Below are 18,809 nucleotides of genomic sequence, written 5' to 3'. Positions count from 1 at the left end.
GAAAGCGCCTTGTTACGCGACGCCGCCCGATCTGGCGGACTTTCTCAGGAAATGGTTTGCGTTGATGGGCATGGAATGGCAAGCGGTCACAAGGCTCAGGGAACCATGCGCATGCAAATGTCCACAAGTCATTGCACCACTATCGCCGCAATTGCGGCCTTTTTCCTAGCGGCGTCAACAAGCGGCCATGCCGCTGAGCGGCTGCCGCCCTACAAAGACGATCTCTTTTCCACACAAAATGTGCTGCAGACAAGCGATAAAGGCGCGCTGGACGTCATCGAATACGACGAGATGCGCGACATCAACGGCCGCGATCAGATACCGCAGAAACGCGCTCAACAAAAATATGTGTCTCTCGGAATCAGAAAGCAGCAGTCGGACGAGACGTTGCAGCTTGGCGCCCAAAGGCTCGATGTCACCCGGGTGGGACAAAGCTCGGGAGCCGCATTTGCGGTCATCTTCATTCACGGACGCAACGGCGACCGGCGTCTCGGCGCCAACGACTATAGCTTCGGCGGAAACTTCAATCGCCTTAAGAACCTGGTGGCCGGCAACGGCGGCGTCTACTACTCGCCGTCGGTCAAAGGCTTCGACAGCGATGGAGTGGCTGCGATTGAAGGTCTGATCCGTTACGTTTCCAAACAATCGCCCGGCAAGCCGATCATCCTGACCTGTGCGTCGATGGGCAGCCAGCTCTGTTGGGGCGTGAGCCGCGATCCGGACAGCGTGAAGCGCCTCAAGGGGATGGTGATCCTGAGCGGCGTTGCCGATCCGGATTTTGCCAAGAGCTCCTTCTTCAAGGCCAAGCTGCCGCTTTGGTTCGCCCATGGCAGCCGCGATCCGGTCTATGCGGCGAGCGACCAGCAGACGCTGTTCGAAAAGCTGCTGACGACGGGCTACCCTACGCATTTCACGCTCTACCAGACAGGCAACCATGGGACGCCAATCCGGATGATCGATTGGCGCCGTACGCTGAACTGGCTATTGGGTTCCTGACGATCGCGAGGAAGACAGAAGGCCGGATGGCGTGCATGGCGCTCCCGTCTATGATTTTCAGCAACATCGGCCCCAAATTCTGAGCATTTGCGCGACAAAAAGCCGTTATTTCCCTTACGCAAGGGGACGAAACCTTTTCATTGATGCCTGCTTTTGCTAAGGCCGCTCGATATGTGGAAGATTGGAAGGCTGGCATGACACCTGACGTGCGCCCGCTCGTGGCGGGAAACTGGAAAATGAACGGCACGCGTGCCTCCCTCGACCAGATCAAGGCGATCGCAGAAGGTGTTCAGACGCCACTTTCCGCCAAGGTGGAGGCGCTGATCTGCCCTCCGGCGACGCTACTTTATGTGGCTACGGCGCTCTGCACGGACAGCCCGCTTGCGATCGGCGCGCAGGATTGCCACCAGAATCCATCGGGCGCCCACACCGGTGATATCTCGGCCGAGATGATTGCCGATTGCTTCGGCACTTACGTCATCGTCGGCCATTCGGAACGTCGCACCGACCATGCCGAGACCGACCATCTTGTGCGCGCCAAGGCAGAGGCTGCCTTCGCAGCGGAACTGACGGCGATCGTCTGCATCGGTGAAACGGCTGACGAGCGCAAGGCTGGTCAGGCCCTCGACATCATCAAGCGTCAGCTTTCCGCCTCGGTGCCGGACAGCGCGACGCCCGAGAACGCGGTCATAGCCTACGAGCCCGTCTGGGCGATCGGCACCGGTGTCACGCCGACCGTGGAAGACGTCGAGAAGGCCCACGCCTTCATGCGTTCCGAGCTCGTTGCGCGCTTTGGCGATGCCGGCAAGAAGATCCGCATCCTCTATGGCGGCTCGGTCAAGCCAAGCAATGCGAAGGAACTGATGGGCGTCGCGAACGTCGATGGCGCACTGATCGGCGGCGCAAGCTTGAAAGCAACCGATTTCCTCGCCATCTACGGCGCATACGACGCGTTGCTTGCTTAGTGCCGTGTATATTCCGAGCCGAAGGGCTTGGAATAGCGGATCACCTCATGTAAAGAGCGCCAGAATTTTACTTTATGCCCGCCGTGCGTGTGGGCAGGACTGGACCCATGCAGACCGTTTTGATTGTCATTCATCTCATGATCGTGCTGGCGCTTGTCGGCGTCGTGCTCATCCAGCGCTCGGAAGGCGGCGGCCTCGGCATCGGCGGCGGTTCGGGCTTCATGTCCGCCCGCGGTACGGCCAATGCGCTGACGCGCACGACCGCGATCCTGGCGACGCTGTTCTTCATTACTTCGCTCGGTCTCGGTATCCTCAACCGCTATGAGAGCCGTCCGACGGATATTCTGAACCGTATTCCGGCGACGAGCGGACAGGGCAACGGTATTCTTGATTCGCTCGGCGGCCAGAATGGTAACGCCGCTCCGGCTGCACCGGCCCCGCAGAGCAATAACGGCGTTCCGACCGGCGGCGAGTCCGCTCCAGCAGCAACGGCGCCCGCCGTTACCGCTCCGGCGGCAACGGTACCCGCGGCCCCGGCTGCATCGGCACCAGCGTCTTCTCAAACTGCTCCGGTAGCACCACAGGCTCCGGCGCCCGCAACCGTCCCAAGCGGACAGTAAGCGGCACACAGAATAAACTGCCGGCAGGCCCTCGGGTCTGCCGGTTTTCTTTTGTTCAGATTTCGCGCTGGCACCAAAAGTTCAGGAAATGAATTTTTGGGCTGGTGGAATCGTTTTTGAAAAGGTATCCGGTGACTCCCATGGCGCGATACGTATTCATCACTGGCGGCGTGGTTTCCTCTCTCGGTAAAGGAATTGCGGCCGCCGCTCTCGGAGCGTTGCTGCAGGCCCGTGGTTATCGGGTGCGGCTTCGCAAACTCGACCCCTATCTCAACGTGGACCCGGGCACCATGAGCCCGACCCAGCATGGCGAAGTCTTCGTCACCGACGACGGTGCCGAAACCGACCTCGATCTTGGCCACTACGAGCGCTTTACCGGGCGTTCGGCGACCAAGACCGACAACATCACCACTGGCCGCATATACAAGAACATCATCGACAAGGAACGCCGCGGCGACTATCTCGGCGCGACAGTACAGGTCATCCCGCACGTCACCAACGAGATCAAGGATTTCGTGACGGAAGGCAATGACGACTACGACTTCGTCATCTGCGAGATCGGCGGGACGGTCGGCGATATCGAGGCAATGCCCTTCATGGAGGCGATCCGCCAGCTCGGCAACGACCTGCCACGCGGCACTGCGATCTACGTCCACCTGACGCTAATGCCCTATATTCCGGCAGCCGGCGAGTTGAAGACCAAGCCGACTCAGCACTCCGTCAAGGAACTGCAGGCGCTCGGCATTCATCCCGACATCCTGCTCGTTCGCGCCGACCGCGAAATCCCGGAGGCCGAACGCCGCAAGCTCTCGCTCTTCTGCAACGTCCGTCCGTCCGCTGTCATCCAGGCGCTCGACGTCGCCAACATCTACGACGTGCCGATCGCCTACCATAAGGAAGGCCTCGACAACGAAGTGCTGGCAGCGTTCGGCATCGAGCCGGCGCCGAAGCCGCGCCTCGATCCCTGGGAAGAGGTCTGCAACCGTATCCGCACGCCGGAAGGCGAAGTCACGATCGCGATCGTTGGCAAGTACACCGGCCTCAAGGATGCGTATAAGTCGCTGATCGAAGCGCTGCATCACGGCGGCATTGCCAATCGCGTCAAGGTCAAGCTCGAATGGATCGAATCCGAGGTCTTTGAAAAGGAAGATCCGGCGCCATACCTTGAGAAGGTCCACGGCATCCTCGTTCCCGGCGGCTTCGGCGAGCGCGGCTCGGAAGGCAAGATCCACGCGGCTCGTTTCGCTCGCGAGCGCAAGGTGCCGTATTTCGGCATCTGCTTTGGCATGCAGATGGCCGTCATCGAGGCAGCCCGTAATCTTGCCGGCGTGGAAAGCGCCTCGTCGACCGAGTTCGGCCCGACGAAGAATCCGGTCGTCGGCCTGATGACGGAGTGGGTGAAAGGCAACGAGTTGCAGAAGCGCACGGCATCGGGCGATCTCGGCGGCACGATGCGCCTTGGCGCCTACAAGGCTGCGCTGAAGAAGGACACCAAGATCTCCGAGATCTACGGCTCGACCGATATTTCCGAGCGCCATCGCCACCGCTACGAAGTCAACGTCGATTATAAGGATCGTTTGGAAAACTGCGGTCTCGTCTTTTCGGGAATGTCGCCGGATGGTGTATTGCCGGAGACGATCGAATATCCGGATCATCCGTGGTTCATCGGCGTCCAGTACCATCCGGAACTGAAGAGCCGCCCCCTCGACCCACATCCGCTGTTCGCAAGCTTCATCGAAGCGGCGACCGAGCAGAGCCGCCTAGTCTGATCAACAAGAGGCCGCCTCGCCATATCGGCGCGGCGGTCTTTTCAATCGGTACGCGGCCGCTGTCTTTCGTCGGATGAGCCAAAACCGCAGCACGACTGTCTCCCACATCATTCACGCACCGCCAGGCGCCGTCTATGCCGCCTTCCTCGGCCATTGCCACATGGCTGCCGCCAGGCGACATGCGCGCCATCATGCATGAGTTCGAGGGCAGGGAAGGCGGTGCCTTCAGCACCGCTCGTCTATCCTGACATTGAGACCAACATGGTGGGCAAGACCTCTGAGAAGACCGACCGGTTCCTCGGGAAAATTGCCCAGCTCATCCCGAACTCCCTCGTGGTCTGGACGGTACTCGATCCGCCGATCCCGCTTTTGCCAGCGACATGACGATCCCGCACACATTTGCGGCCGACCCCGGAGCGCACAGAGATGACCATGGTTACCAAGCATATTCCTGCCGGGATACGCCTTTAAGACAACGAAATGGGTTGCCGACAGACGCTTGAGCAATTCCGTGTATTTGTGGCTGCGTAGACGCAAAACTCGCCCCTAGGGCTTCGAGGGGTTCACATACGCAGCCCAAAATGGTACTAAATCGGCCATTCGCCGGATTGAGCCGGCGCAAAGCGACCCATGGGGAGATCGTTTGATGAGAACCAACGGCACCGGAAACCACCGCTGAACAGCAGTGCCGTTAGGGGCTGTCTGTTCGGTCCATCATCAAATGACATTATCCCGCCCCATGGAGGGCCTCCATGTTTCGTCGCTTCGAAAAGCTGATCGATCCATTCCAATCCTATACTTGCAACACGCCGCCCGTTGGGGTCTGGCCATTTATCCTTAATGCGCTGAGGCCGCTGCGTTGGGTCGTTGCGGCGAGTCTCTTGCTGACCGCCGTCGGCGCGATCCTCGAAGTCTGGCTGATCGGCTACTCAGGCCGGCTCGTCGATACGCTTGCGGCCACTCGCCCGGGCGAGCTTTGGGCGGGCCATGGCGCCGAGCTTCTTGTTGCCGCGCTCCTGCTATTGGTCGTCCGACCATTGGTTGCTGCGGCGCGCGAGTCGCTCGATGACATCGCCTTTCGGCCGAATGCAGTCGCGATGATCCGCTGGCGCGCACTGCGCCATGTACAGCGCCAGTCGGTCGGCTGGTTTCAGAACGACTTTTCCGGACGTATCGCCTACCGCGTGCAGGAACTCGGCAACACAGCGACGGGAGCTGCGTACTCGGTCATTCACACCATCTCCTATGTGGCAATCTATGTCGCCGGGTCCATCTGGCTCATGGCCTCGGCAGACCTGCGCCTGGTTATTCCGATGGCCATTTGGGTCGGGTTGTATTTCGTGCTGATGGGCTTCGTGATTCCGCGCGTGAGGAACGCCTCGCAGCGAGTTCAGGAGGCCGACTCGGCGCTCTCCGGAATGTTGGTCGACACCTTCTCGAATATGGACACGATCAAGCTCTTTTCCCGCCAGCAGGACGAGGACCGGGACAGCCGCGATCATCTCGACACTGCTCGCCGGGCCTTTATCTCGGTGCAAAAACTCGAAGTCACGGTCAACAGCAGTATGGTTTTCCTCAGCAGCCTTCTGATGGTCAGCCTCATCGGCTACTCGATCATCCTGTGGCAATCGGAAGCAGCACCGCTCGGAATGGTCGCCGCCGCTCTTGCGCTTGGCTTCCGGATCACCGCGATGGCCGAATGGCTGCTCGATGCGGTCGCCGCGCTGTTCAACTATGTCGGGGCGGCACGTGACCAGCTCAGCACTATCGCCCAGCCGGTCGATATTCCGGACCGTCGCGATGCCACCGAACTGAAACTCAATGGCGGCGCGCTGTCATTCGAGAAAGTCCGTCACCACTACGGCAAGGGCAGCGGTGGGCTTGATGGCGTCAGCTTGCGCGTTGAAGCCGGTGAGAAGGTGGGAGTGGTCGGTCGTTCGGGCGCGGGAAAGTCGACTCTCGTCAATCTCGCCCTGCGCTTCTTCGAAGCCGAAGGAGGGCGGATCCTGGTAGACGGTCAGGACCTCCGCTCGGTGACACAGGAAAGCCTTCGCCGCCGCTTCAGCATGGTTGCGCAGAATGCCGCCCTGCTGCATCGCTCGGTGCGAGACAACATCGCCTATGGCCGAGTTGATCTGCCGCAGTCGATGATCGAGGCCGCCGCCGCCAAGGCCCACGCGGACGGCTTCATTCCAGGCCTGCGCGACCAGCAGGGGCGGATCGGCTATGAGGCACATGTGGGCGAACGCGGCGTGAAGCTTTCGGGCGGCCAGCGCCAGCGCATCGCGCTTGCCCGCGCCATCTTGAAAGACGCACCGATCCTGATCCTGGACGAGGCGACGTCCGCCCTCGATTCCGAGGTCGAAGCTGCCATCCAAGACACGCTCTACGACCTCATGGATGGCAAGACCGTCATCGCCATCGCCCACCGCCTCTCAACCATCGCACGGATGGATCGGGTCGTCGTACTCGACAGGGGCCGGATTGCGGAGGAGGGGCGCCATGACGACCTGCTACGGGAAGACGGCATCTATGCGCGGCTGTGGGCTCGCCAATCCGGCGGCTTTCTCGGTGTCGAGGCCGGGGATTGAACGATAGCCCGGCGGCCCTCGCCGCCGGGCTATCTGCCGATTGTCACGCCGCTTTTGGCGACGGCCCGACATAGACCGAGCGTGGCCGGATTAGCCGGCCCTCCAGCGCCTGCTCGCGGGCATGTGCGATCCAGCCCACGGTCCGGCCGATGGCGAACACCCCGGTGAAGGAACGTCGCGGAAAGCCCAGCGCATCGAGCAGCAAGGCGGTGTAGAACTCGACGTTGACATCGAGTGGACGGTCCGGCTTGCGCTCCTTGAGGATGGCGAGCGCCGCGCGCTCGACTGCCTCGGCAAGTTCGATCCGCTGGCGATCGACCTGACCGGCTGAAACCAGCGGTCGCAGGGCTTGCTTGAGGGCGTCGGCGCGCGGATCACGCACCCGGTAGATGCGATGGCCGAAGCCCATCAGGCGTTCGCCGCGGTCCAGCGCCTGGCCGAGCCAGCCGCGTGCATTCCCTTCGGTTCCGATCGCGTCGAACATATCGAGCACAGGGCCAGGGGCGCCGCCATGCAGCGGTCCCTTAAGGGCGCTTATCGCCGCGAGCACCGATGAGGTTAGCCCGGCTCGCGTCGAGGCGATGACGCGCGATGCGAAGGTCGACGCGTTCAGTCCGTGGTCGCAGATAGTGACAAGATAGGCGTCGAGTGCAGCTGTCTGCTCCGCACTCGGCAACTCGCCGGTCAGCATGTGCAGGATGTCGGTCGCCTGAGAAAGGGAGCCGTCCGGCGCTACCGGGTCGTTCCCAGCCTGCAGACGGAGAATCGCCGGTAGGAAGACGGCAGGCGCAGCCAGCAATCGAAGGGCGGCCTCGAAATCCTCGCCATCCGGCAGGCGAGCAATGAGAGCCCGCATGACATCGACAGGCGGCAGCGCTAGCAGCTGCGAATCGAGTGCCGTCACGTGTGCGAACAGGCGTTCCCGCATTTCGCCCAACCACGGGCGGAGTTCTGCGGGAGCAACGTGCCGCTCCGTCAATCCGTCCAGCAATAGAGCGGCAACACTTTCATAGGTTGCCGTCGAAACGAGCTGATCGAGCGACACGCCGCGGATGATCAGGCGGCCCGCTTCGCCGTCCACATCGGAGAGCTGCGTTTCAGCTGCGATGACATCTTCCAAACCGTTCTTCATGGTGTTTCTCCTTTACGCAGTGCAGGATTGAGCCTAGGTTGATTGACGTCAATCTTGACGTAATTGATCAATGTAAGAGGACAGGATGCCCTGGCTGACCGCCGAGCAGGCGCTTGAAAAACTTGGTACGAAGCCGCAAACGCTTTACGCCAATGTGAGCCGAGGCCGCATCCGGGCAAAACCCGATGCCACCGACCCGCGGCGACGTCTTTACAGCGCAGCAGACGTGATGCGGTTGGCCGAGCGACACGCGGGTCGCCGAAAGACTGAGACGGTTGCGGCCGACACCATGCAATGGGGCGATCCGGTACTGCCGTCTGCCATTTCCGCCATCTTGGATGGTCGGCTCTACTATCGTGGCCAGGATGCTGCCACCTGGGCTGAACATGCGACGCTGGAGGAGACCGCAGCGCTTCTGTGGAACTCCGGACAGGTTGCGGCGGCACCGGGTGAGGCTCTGGAAGCCGCACCCTCGCTAGAGCGGACATTTGTCCTGCTAGCGCACCGCGTTACCCACGACCTGCCGACCCTCGGACGGTCGCCGAAGGTGCTGAAGGCCGAAGCGCAAAGTATCCTGTCGACCGTGGCTGCTGCCTTAGCACCAGATACCACCGCTTCGCCATTGCATCTGCGCCTCGCCATGAGTTGGTGCAGGCCTGAAGCTGCCAACTGTATCAGACGCGCGCTTGTGCTCCTCGCAGATCACGAGCTCAACGCATCGACCTTCGCCACACGGGTGGCGGCCTCTTCAGGCGCAACGCTGTCGGCCGCAGTACTGTCGGGCCTCTCGACCTTGACCGGACCACTCCACGGCGGCGCGTGGCAAGGCGTCGCCTCATTGATCGAAGACGTCGACGCCCTCGGGGCCGGCGCGACCATACGACAGGCGTTGACGCAGGGAAGGTCGCTCCCCGCGTTCGGCCACCCCCTCTATCCGGACGGAGACATCAGAGCAAAAGCGCTGATGTCGCAGTTCGCCTTACCGCCGAGCTACGCCAAACTGGCGGCAGTGGGGCAGGAAATCATCGGAGAAAGCGTCAACATCGATTTTGCTCTAACGGCGATGACTGCTGTTTTTCATCTTCCTGACAACGCCCCACTTGTGATCTTCGCGCTCGCTCGAACCGTCGGGTGGCTCGCTCATGCCATGGAGCAGGTCGAGAGCGGCCATCTCATTCGTCCAAGAGCGCGCTATACTGGCCCAGCAATCGAAACGCCGGTCAAAGCATAGACTATGTCGGATGGCCGTTGACGTTTCGGCATGCGTGCTGCAGCAATCAGCGTATGATGGCCGCCGCACACCGGGGTCGTCCGATCGTGCATTCAGAGGGGACAGACATGTTTGCAAACTCCAGAATGCTTTTGGCGCTGGTCGTGTGGGTTGGCGCTGCCTGGCTGTTCGCCTCGGATGCAGCGCTTGCACAAGCCAGCGGATGCTCCATGGAGCGCGTGGCGGGGACCTCGCGGCAGGTCATGCGATGCGTGGATGGTGTGACGATCATTGCCGAGGGTGGGGCCCGCTTCAATGTCATCGACCGTAACCGCGACGGGCGAGTGGACGCGGTGTCATTGCGCAACAAGGCCGTGCTCGTGGATGTCGACCGCGCCCAGCGACCAGACGGATTCGAAGTGGTCACGCCACAGGCCATCGCGGCCGTGCGCGGCACGCGCTGGGCTGTCGATGTCAAGAGCGGCACGACGTCCGTCTTTGTCGTACGCGGCCGCGTCGCGGTCGGTCGTCCCTCGGCGGGACGGCGGGTCACGTTGAATGTAGGCGAGGGTGTTGACGTCACGCCAGGCAGCGGCCCGCTGACCGTGCGCCGCTGGCCACCGGCCCGCGCCGCCGCCCTGCTTGCCCGCCTTGGCCAATAGCGCCGATGCAGGGCAGACGGCTCCTGATCACGATCGCGCTGCTGCTCTCCGCACTCTGGGGCGGGCTTCTCGGCTATATGCATCTTTCGGGCAGTATGAGTTTCCTCGACCGCCTCGAGGCTTCGCTCACCGATCTGCGAAGCACTGTGATCGGCGCGCGAGTGCCTCCACCGATCACCAGCATCGTCGCAATCGACGATCAGACTGCCGCCGACAACGGCTATCCGCTCAATCGGGCGACGCTCGCCCGCGTAGTGACTGCCGTCAGCGCCTTGAAGCCGAAAGTCATCGCACTCGATCTCTTGCTGGTTGATCCCGGATCGGACGAGGGCGATGCGGCGCTGGCTTTGGCCCTGCAGCAGACGCAAAGTGTCATCGCCGCCGCCGGCGTTTTCCCAAAAGACGTACAAGTGGTCGCTCACGACGCCAACGATCCGCTGGCGGCAATACCGACGGCCAGCCAGATGCTTTTGCCCCTTAGCCGCTTTTCCGACATTGCGGCCGTTGGCGTCGTCAACGTCGCCACAGATGAGTCCGGCACACCGCGCTTCATTCCGCTGATCTCTCGCTGGATCGAGCGTGTCGATGCGTCGTTTCCGCTGCGGGTCGCGTCGCTGGCACTCGGTATCAATCCTGCCTTCTCGCCGGGCGGGCTGGCACTCGGTGATCGGCATTTGCCGACCGATAACGGGCAGAGACTGCCCATTACCTTTTACGGCCCACGCGGCACGATTCCGACCTTCAGCGCCGCGGATGCACTGGCCGGCAAACTTCCCGCCAAGGCGATCGAGGATAGGATCGTCGTGATCGGCTCCACGGTGACCGCCGGCGGCGATGTCTTCCCGACGCCATTCGATCCGGTATTACCGGGCGTAGAAGTGATGGCGACTGCAGCGACACATCTGATTGCCGGCGACAGCATCATCAGAGACCGCAATGTGCGTTTGCTCGATTCGCTCATAGCCGTGGTTCTGCCACTGCTTCTGATCAGCCTGCTTGCGTGGCGGCGCAGTGCCATTGGCTATGCCATCATTGCCTCCGCGGCGGTCGCATGGGCTGCCCTGAACATTGCCGCCTTCGCGCATGGCTACTGGTTTAGCGCAGCACTGCCCATCGCAGCGGCCCTGCCGCCGGTGCTTCTCTTCGGCGCCGCGGAGATCTGGATGGATCGTCGTCAGGCCGCGCACTTCGCGGCGCAAAGCGATCTCCTGCAGCGCATCGAGGCACCGGGCCTGGGCGAGTGGCTCGCACGCGATCCGAACTTTCTCGCAAAACCGATCCGACAGGACGCTGCGGTCATCTTCATCGACCTCTCCGGCTTCACGGGCTTGAGCGAGGCAATCGGCGCGACGAATGTCCGCGAAGTTCTCAGCGATTTCTTCGAGCTGGTCGACGAGGAGGCGCGCTCGCATGGCGGGGCGATCACCAGCTTCATGGGCGATGGTGCGATGATTCTCTTCGGTTTGCCGCAACCGGCCGACGACGACGCTACGCGGGCCGCCGCGTGCGCAGTCAGCCTGTGCGAGCGGATGCGGCCCTGGCTCGTCGCCAATCCGGCCCTTCGCGGCCGAAAGACCGGTTTCAAGGTCGGGGCTCATTGCGGTCCGGTCGTCGCCTCGCGGCTCGGGAGCGGCAATCGCCAGCAAATTACCGCGACCGGTGACACCGTGAACGTCGCGAGCCGCCTGATGGAGGTGGCAGCAGCACGTGGCGTTGAACTGGCCTTGAGCGCGGCATTGATCAAAGCGGCTGGGCCGGATAGCGTGCCGCTTCGCTCTGGCCGGCTCGAAGGCCCCGCACAAGCGCGCATTCGAGGCCGACGTGAAGGCATCGATGTATGGCTCTGGCAGGGACATCCGCTTTGACATTTGCCGTCTGACGAAGTAGGAACGCCCCAACTTCTCTGCCGGCAACTGCCGGCCAGAGCGCAACATGCGCGTGAGACTTCCGAAAGATAGACAACATGACAAATTTTAACGGCGTCGTTCCGGCGATCGCCAAGGCGTTGGTGAAGCGCGGCTATACCGAGCTGACGCCAGTCCAAAAGGCCATGCTAGACCCGGCGCTTGCCGCGTCGGACGCCCTCGTTTCGGCCCAGACGGGCTCCGGCAAGACCGTCGCCTTCGGCCTCGCGCTGGCGCCCACGTTGCTTGAAAACGATGACCGTTTTGGGCCTGCAGCCGAACCGCTCGCCCTCGTGATCGCACCGACGCGAGAGCTCGCGCTTCAGGTCAAGCGCGAACTTGAATGGCTTTACGAAGCAACAGGCGCGCTGATTGTCAGTTGCGTCGGCGGCATGGACATCCGCAGCGAGCGCCGTGCGCTGGAGCGTGGCTCCCATATCGTTGTCGGCACACCTGGTCGCCTCTGTGACCATATCCGCCGCCGCGCGCTCGATATTTCCGCGCTTAAGGCTGTCGTGCTTGATGAAGCCGACGAAATGCTCGATCTCGGATTCCGCGAAGATCTCGAGTTCATTTTGGATTCCTCGCCCGATGATCGTCGCACGCTGATGTTCTCAGCGACGGTTCCGGCGGCCATCGCGAAACTTGCGAAGAGCTATCAGAAGAACGCGGTCCGGATTGCGACGGCAGCCGAAGAAAAGCAGCACGGGGACATCGAATATCGGGCTCTTGTCGTGTCACCGAGCGATCGCGAAAACGCCATCATCAATGTCCTGCGCTACTATGAAGCGACCAACGCCATCGTGTTCTGTTCAACGCGCGCCGCGGTCAATCATCTGACTGCTCGCTTTCACAACCGCAACTTCAACGTCGTCGCGCTGTCTGGCGAGCTGACGCAGAACGAACGCAGCCATGCGCTGCAGGCGATGCGTGATGGACGCGCCCGCGTTTGCATCGCCACGGACGTTGCAGCCCGCGGGATCGACCTGCCGGGCCTCGACCTCGTCATCCACGCCGACCTGCCGACCAATCCGGAGACCCTGCTTCATCGCAGCGGCCGAACGGGCCGGGCCGGCCGCAAGGGTGTCAGCGCACTGATCGTACCAATGAACGTTCGCCGCAAGGCCGAACGTCTTCTGGACAATGCCGGTATCTCCGCCGCCTGGGCACGTCCGCCGTCGGCGGAAGAGGTCACAGCACGCGACGAAGCGCGTCTGCTTGCAGACCCCATCTTCGAGGAAGCACCGAGCGAGGAAGCTCAGGACGTGGTCAAGCGGCTTCTCGATGCACACGGGGCTGAAAAGCTCGCCGCCGCCTTCGTCAACCTCTACCGTTCCAACCAGTCTGCGCCGGAGGATCTAATCGAGGTCTCGGTCCAGGACAGCCGCGGCGGCAAGCGCCGCGAACATGCCGACGGGCCACGCGAACCGTATCAGAAAGGGCCGCGCGATGATTTCGGGCCTAGCGTCTGGTTTTCGATTTCCGTCGGCCGGAAGCAGAACGCAGAGCCACGGTGGTTGATCCCGATGCTTTGCCGAAACGGCAATCTGACGAAGCGGGAGATCGGCGCAATCAAGATGCAGACCGACGAAACCTACGTCGAGATTTCAGCGGACAGCGCCGACACCTTCCTGCACGCGATCGGTCAGAACAAGACGATGGAGCGCGGCATCCGCGTCACCCCTTTGAACGGCACGCCCGATTTCAACAAGCCCGCCGCCTCGAAGCCCTATGCCGGCAAGAAAGCCTTTGGCGAGCGCCGTGAATTCAGCGACGATCGCCAGAAAGATAAGTTCCGTAAGGATGCCCGCAGCGAGGGCGAACGGGACGAGCGACGCGATGCAAAGCCCTGGGGCAAGAAACCCGGAAAGCCGACGTTCGAGGGCAAGGGCAGCGGTGACCCGAAGCCCAAGTTCTCGAAGAAGAAGGGATGACATCTCGCCGGTGCTACAGCTTTTGTATCGCCGGCGGAGATCGCGGAGAGGACAATGGCAGATACGGTCGTATTGACGGTTCCCGCTTTCAGCACTCTTTGCAACGAAGCGTTCAAGCTGCGGCGCGCGGTCTTCATCGTCGAGCAGAAGGTCCCTAGCGATGAAGAGTTCGATGCTTTCGACCTCACCGCGCACCACGTCGTTGCCATAGCGGACGGCGAGGTCTGCGGAACGCTGCGGATCATTCATGCCGAGGAGCATGTGAAGATCGGCCGCGTCGCCGTCGGCAACACGTGGCGCGGTCATGGCGTCGCAAGCGCCATGATGACCTATGCGATGAACGAACACCGATCAGTCCGTGAGAACCGATTTTATCTGACTGCGCAAAGCGACAAGATAGCTCTCTACGAGCGCTTTGGATTCGTTGCCTTCGGCGATGAATTTCCCGATGGCGGGATGCCGCATCTGGCGATGAAGAACTATTGATTGGGCGGCCGGGAAGCGAATGAGCGGAGAGCACCGTCGTGAAGATAGCCCAGGGTCCCGCGCTCTTTCCGGAGCGGATGTTCGCACCTTTATCGTCGAAAACCTGCAGCTGAAGCCGGCATCAGGCTTGCCTGAGATACTGCTCTATACGGCTCATCCCGGCAGCGGGCTGTCGCGCCTCAGAGCCAACGACACGGAGGATTCACCGCCGTACTGGGCCTATGCCTGGGCCGGCGGAACCCTGATTGCCAGACACATTCTTGAGCATCCAGATATCGTTCGCGATCGCCGCGCCCTCGATCTCGGCGCAGGTTCCGGCGTCGTCGGGATCGTGGCTCGAAAATGCGGAGCATCCCGGGTGATCGCAGCGGAGATCGACAGGAACGCCACCTCGGCAATCGGCCTCAACGCGGAAGCGAACGGTGTGACAGTCGAAGTAACGAGCACCGATGTTCTCTCCCGCGCCCCACCCGAGGTGGATGTCATTCTTGCGGGGGACGTCTTCTATAGTGCACCGCTTGCAGCGAGAGTTTTGCCGTTCCTTACTGCCTGTCGCAAAGCAGGCATCGAGGTCCTCATAGGGGATCCACGGAGACGGTCGCTGCCGCTCGCGGCTCTAATGCTTATCGCTGAATATGCTGTCCCCGATTTCGGCGTTGGTTCGACCGACCAGGCGGCGATTGGCGGCGTCTTCACCCTGGCGGCGGACGGGTGATCGAGAAAGACGCTCAGTTGGACGACGCTTCCAGGGGGATTTCTTCGTGCTCGCGAAACCACGGCAGCGTATCGGATCCGCAAGCCGAGCGACATCCTCGACGGGCACACAGAATACGAACTCGCCATTCATGAGGGTAGGCGTCATGCCGGACAGCCTGGCATGCGTGTCCCAGACGGACTCCTTCGTCATCTCAATCCTGCTTTCAGTTGGTTGAGCAAATACCCAGCACCACAAATGAAACGGCAGACTAGACGGTGTCAGCCAAGAAGGTCGGGTCTTAGCATCATCACAGGGCAGGGACTTCCTGCGGGCAGTTCGGGCGCATGGGGTGGCCGAATGATCAAGCAGTCGGCCCGAGCGAATATCTTCATCATCGACGAGTCCTGCTTGCCGAACGGCTCCGCCGACAGGGCACCTGACGGCAGTCGCGACAGCGTGGCGCGCACATAGTCCTGTCGCTGGTCATTGGCACGGAGCGTTACCGCCGTCTCCACCGTTGCGTCGCGTCTGACCGGCGCAAGTGAGGCAAGCTTGCGAATCAACGGCTCCAGGAACAGCAGCCCGCAGACCAGACTCGATACCGGGTTGCCGGGCAAACCAATAACATGCGTCTCCCCGAGGCTGCCCACCATCAACGGTTTGCCCGGGCGCATGGCAATCCGCCAGAAGTCAAGATTCATGCCCGCGGCGAGCAGTGTAGCCTGCACCAGATCGTGGTCGCCCACTGACGCCCCACCGAGCGTCACGATGACATCGACCTCGGCCTGCCGGGCGCGCTCGACCGCCGCGGAAATCGCGGCTTTGTCGTCGGGCACGATCCCGAGATCGAGAACCTCGGCTCCAGCCTTGCGGGCCAGCGCGGCAATACCGAAGGTGCTCGACGCAATGATCTGCGCGGGCGCAGGCAAGCTTCCGGGCGGCAGCAATTCGTCACCGGTGGCGAGCAACGCGACGACTGGCTTGCGCCAGACCTCGAGCGCTGCATGGTTCATGCCGGCGGCCACGGTCAGGCGGGAAAAGTCAAGCGCAGTGCCGGCCTTGAGCACGGCTTCGCCTTCAATAAAATCCTGGCCGCGGGGCCGAATGTGCTGGCCAAGCCGAACGGCAAATGTCGCGCGGATGCCGCCTTCGATTTTCTCAGCATCCTCTTGGAGCAACACGCTGTCGGCGCCTGATGGAACCGGGGCGCCCGTAAAGATGCGGACCGTCTCTCCCGTGCCGACAACACCGTCGAACCCGCGACCGGCTGACGATGTGCCGATGAGCTTCAGTTCGGCGCCGGGCTCTGGAACATCCTCACGGCGCAGCGCATATCCATCCATCGCGGACGCGTCGAAAGGCGGCTGGGTCAGCTTGGCCTCAACGTCAGCTGCTAGCACACGGCCCTCGGCCTCCGGCAGAGAAACGGTTTCTCTCGTCTGAACCGGCTTTGCGCGCGACAGCAGACGATCTTGCGCCTCGGCAACGGGGAGCATGCTCATTTGCCGTACTCCGGATGACGAAAGTCTCCAGACTTGCCGCCAGATTTTTCGAGCAGCCTAATTCCCCCGATTTCCATGGCCTTATCGGCAGCCTTGGCCATGTCGTATATCGTCAGGCAGGCAACGGAAACGGCGGTCAACGCTTCCATTTCGACCCCGGTTTTGCCCGTCAGCTTCGCGGTCGCACTGACGCGCAGGCCGGGTAGATCGGCATCCTCCGTGATGTCGACCGAAACCTTCGTAAGCATGAGGGGATGGCAGAGCGGGATCAGATTGCTCGTCTGCTTGGCCGCCATGATGCCGGCAAGGCGGGCTGTGCCGATAACATCGCCTTTCTTCGCATTGCCTGCGCGAATAAGATCGAGTGTCGCCGCTGCCATGCGCACGTAGCCTTCGGCTGTAGCAGCCCTTGTGGTCTCGACCTTGTCGCCGACATCGACCATGTGCGCCTCGCCGGAGGCATCAATGTGGGTCAATCCGGGATGGCCCCCGCTCATGTCACTCAGCCGCCAGCACGGCTTCGCCGAAGAGCAGCGCACGCGTGGCGGCCGCAACGTCTTCCTGGCGCATGAGGCTCTCACCAACCAGAAAGGTGTCGATGCCAACCGCCTGGAGACGCTTGCAATCGGCATTCGTGAAGATGCCGCTTTCGCCTACCAACAGGCGATCCTCGGGAACCATTGGCGCGAGTTTCTCGCTGACGTCAAGGCTGACTTCGAATGTCCGGAGGTTGCGATTGTTGATGCCAACGAGCGGGGACGTGAGTTTCAGCGCGCGCTCCATCTCCTCGGCATCGTGGACTTCCACCAGCACATCCATGCCAAGCTCGAAGGCCTCATCCTCAAGGCGCTTTGCATCGTCATCCGAAAGTGAGGCCATGATCAGCAGGATGCAATCGGCACCCCAGGCACGCGCTTCCTGCACCTGGTAGGTTTCGAACATGAAATCCTTGCGCAGTGCCGGCAGCGAACACGCCGCACGTGCCGTCATCAAAAATTCTGGCGCACCCTGAAAGCTTGGCGTGTCGGTCAACACCGAAAGGCAGGCCGCACCTCCGAGTTCATAGGCCTTGGCCAGAGATGGCGGATCGAAATCGGGCCTGATCAGACCCTTTGACGGACTGGCCTTCTTGATCTCAGCGATCAGGCCGTGCTGGCCAGCCTGTGACTTCGCAACCAACGAACGGTGAAAGCCGCGCGGCGCCGATTGATCCGCTTGCATCGCCTTCAGATCGGCCAACGACACATTCGCCTTTGCGGCGTCGATTTCTTCCCGCTTGTAGAGTTCGATCTTCTTCAGGATGTCGGTCATGGCTCTATCCTAGTCGATGTCGTTCGACACGGCGATGAGTTTATCGAGGGCCGCGGCCGTCGCACCGCTGTCCAGGGACTGCGCAGCAAGCCGCATGCCGTCCTGAAGCATCTCAGTCTTGCCTGATATCACCAACGACGCAGCTGCGTTGGCAAGCGCGATATCGCGATACGCGTTCTTTGCGCCGCTCAAAACGTCGCGCAGAGCGGCGGCGTTCACCACACCGTCTCCGCCTTTGATGGCCTCCAGCCGGCAGGGCTCGACGCCGAAATCAGTGGGAGACAGTTCGAACGTGCGGATCTTGCCGTCCTCGAGTGCTGCAACACTCGTCTTTCCGGTGGTCGTGATCTCGTCGAGGCCGTTGCCATGGACGACCCATACGCTTTCGGAACCGAGATCGCGCATGACCTCCGCAATCGGCACGACCCACTGCGGCGCATACACGCCAAGCAACTGGCGGCGCACACCCGCCGGGTTGGACAGCGGGCCAAGCAGATTGAAGATCGTCCGCGTGCCGAGTTCGACGCGCGTCGGACCCACATGACGCATCGCAGAGTGATGCTGTTGGGCGAACATGAAGCCCACACCAGCCTCGCGAATGCAGCGGGAGATCACCTCAGGGCTTACATCCAGCCTGACGCCAAGAGCGGCGAGGCTATCTGCTGCACCCGATTTCGAGCTCAGGGCCCGGTTGCCATGCTTGGCCACAGGTACACCGGCACCGGCGACGATGAGGGCGGCCAGTGTTGAGATATTGTAGGTCCCGCTCGCGTCGCCACCGGTTCCGACGATGTCGATTGCGTCAGCAGGCGCATCAACGGTCAGCATCTTGGCGCGCATCGTCGTCACGGCGCCGACAATCTCGTCGACCGTTTCGCCGCGGACGCGCAACGCCATCAGGAAGCCGCCGATCTGCGAAGGAGTCGCCTGTCCGGACATCAGAATGTCGAAGGCCTCGCGGGCCTCCTCACGTGTCAGCGGCTCGCGGCTCGCAGCCTTCGCCAAAAGCGGCTTCAGATCTGTCATGCGC

General features: G+C 61.9%; 17 protein-coding genes. 12 read left to right on the top strand and 5 right to left on the bottom strand.

Annotated features, from left to right (window positions below):
• The first annotated feature begins 111 nt into the window (after positions 1-111).
• The 6 genes from BSG20_RS14035 (at position 112) to BSG20_RS14010 (ending at position 6,941) form a co-directional block, all read left to right on the top strand.
• Entirely contained in the window at positions 112-996 is an 885-nt protein-coding gene (locus BSG20_RS14035) for a dienelactone hydrolase family protein (RefSeq protein WP_072376410.1), read from the top strand.
• 194 nt (positions 997-1,190) lie between these two features.
• Positions 1,191-1,961, top strand: coding sequence for a triose-phosphate isomerase (gene tpiA / locus BSG20_RS14030; RefSeq protein WP_072376280.1), 771 nt, complete (start codon positions 1,191-1,193; stop codon positions 1,959-1,961).
• A 107-nt stretch (positions 1,962-2,068) separates the two neighbouring features.
• The gene (secG, locus tag BSG20_RS14025) at positions 2,069-2,581 is read left to right on the top strand and encodes a preprotein translocase subunit SecG (RefSeq protein ID WP_072376282.1); all 513 of its coding nucleotides are present in this window, start codon (positions 2,069-2,071) and stop codon (positions 2,579-2,581) included.
• Between the two features lie 140 nt (positions 2,582-2,721).
• Entirely contained in the window at positions 2,722-4,350 is a 1,629-nt protein-coding gene (locus BSG20_RS14020) for a CTP synthase (protein ID WP_037121996.1), read from the top strand.
• Between the two features lie 219 nt (positions 4,351-4,569).
• Positions 4,570-4,734 carry an SRPBCC family protein gene (locus BSG20_RS38625; protein WP_306372232.1) on the top strand — a complete coding sequence of 55 codons (165 nt, stop codon included), beginning with the start codon at positions 4,570-4,572 and terminating at the stop codon, positions 4,732-4,734.
• A gap of 368 nt (positions 4,735-5,102) precedes the next feature.
• Positions 5,103-6,941: an ABC transporter ATP-binding protein gene (locus tag BSG20_RS14010; protein ID WP_072376284.1), complete on the top strand. Its 1,839-nt coding sequence runs from the start codon at positions 5,103-5,105 to the stop codon at positions 6,939-6,941.
• A gap of 43 nt (positions 6,942-6,984) precedes the next feature.
• On the opposite strand, the gene BSG20_RS14005 is transcribed toward BSG20_RS14010, so the two are convergent.
• Positions 6,985-8,073, bottom strand: coding sequence for a citrate synthase/methylcitrate synthase (locus BSG20_RS14005; RefSeq protein WP_072376286.1), 1,089 nt, complete (start codon positions 8,071-8,073; stop codon positions 6,985-6,987).
• A gap of 85 nt (positions 8,074-8,158) precedes the next feature.
• Between BSG20_RS14005 and BSG20_RS14000 the strand changes: the two genes are divergently transcribed.
• From BSG20_RS14000 to BSG20_RS13975, 6 genes are all read left to right on the top strand, one after another.
• A complete protein-coding gene (locus tag BSG20_RS14000; RefSeq protein WP_072376288.1) occupies positions 8,159-9,304 on the top strand; it encodes a citrate synthase family protein in 1,146 nt (381 codons plus the stop codon).
• Positions 9,305-9,411: 107 nt separating this feature from the next.
• Positions 9,412-9,945, top strand: coding sequence for a FecR domain-containing protein (locus BSG20_RS13995; RefSeq protein ID WP_072376412.1), 534 nt, complete (start codon positions 9,412-9,414; stop codon positions 9,943-9,945).
• Between the two features lie 5 nt (positions 9,946-9,950).
• On the top strand, positions 9,951-11,810 hold the full coding sequence (locus BSG20_RS13990; protein ID WP_072376290.1) for a CHASE2 domain-containing protein: 1,860 nt from the start codon (positions 9,951-9,953) through the stop codon (positions 11,808-11,810).
• Positions 11,811-11,908: 98 nt separating this feature from the next.
• Positions 11,909-13,783 carry a DEAD/DEAH box helicase gene (locus BSG20_RS13985; protein WP_072376292.1) on the top strand — a complete coding sequence of 625 codons (1,875 nt, stop codon included), beginning with the start codon at positions 11,909-11,911 and terminating at the stop codon, positions 13,781-13,783.
• A gap of 54 nt (positions 13,784-13,837) precedes the next feature.
• On the top strand, positions 13,838-14,269 hold the full coding sequence (locus BSG20_RS13980) for a GNAT family N-acetyltransferase (protein ID WP_072376294.1): 432 nt from the start codon (positions 13,838-13,840) through the stop codon (positions 14,267-14,269).
• A gap of 19 nt (positions 14,270-14,288) precedes the next feature.
• The gene (locus BSG20_RS13975) at positions 14,289-14,984 is read left to right on the top strand and encodes a class I SAM-dependent methyltransferase (RefSeq protein WP_072376296.1); all 696 of its coding nucleotides are present in this window, start codon (positions 14,289-14,291) and stop codon (positions 14,982-14,984) included.
• A 260-nt stretch (positions 14,985-15,244) separates the two neighbouring features.
• Here BSG20_RS13975 and BSG20_RS13965 read toward each other — a convergent pair whose 3' ends face one another.
• Genes BSG20_RS13965 through trpD form a run of 4 tightly spaced genes read right to left on the bottom strand, consistent with a single transcriptional unit; the run spans position 15,245 to position 18,805 of the window.
• A complete protein-coding gene (locus tag BSG20_RS13965; RefSeq protein WP_072376300.1) occupies positions 15,245-16,468 on the bottom strand; it encodes a molybdopterin molybdotransferase MoeA in 1,224 nt (407 codons plus the stop codon).
• Complete coding sequence (gene moaC, locus BSG20_RS13960; RefSeq protein WP_072376302.1) at positions 16,465-16,965, bottom strand: cyclic pyranopterin monophosphate synthase MoaC; 501 nt, start codon at positions 16,963-16,965, stop codon at positions 16,465-16,467. Before moaC ends, BSG20_RS13965 begins: the two co-directional genes overlap by 4 nt.
• 1 nt (position 16,966) lies before the next feature.
• Entirely contained in the window at positions 16,967-17,779 is an 813-nt protein-coding gene (trpC, locus tag BSG20_RS13955) for an indole-3-glycerol phosphate synthase TrpC (RefSeq protein WP_072376304.1), read from the bottom strand.
• A gap of 9 nt (positions 17,780-17,788) precedes the next feature.
• Entirely contained in the window at positions 17,789-18,805 is a 1,017-nt protein-coding gene (gene trpD, locus BSG20_RS13950) for an anthranilate phosphoribosyltransferase (RefSeq protein WP_072376306.1), read from the bottom strand.
• Between the last annotated feature and the right edge of the window lie 4 nt (positions 18,806-18,809).

The organism is Rhizobium tibeticum, assembly GCF_900110205.1.
Lineage (GTDB): Bacteria > Pseudomonadota > Alphaproteobacteria > Rhizobiales > Rhizobiaceae > Rhizobium > Rhizobium tibeticum.
Note: the sequence above shows the minus strand (reverse complement) of the source record. Positions and strands in the feature narration are given on the sequence as shown.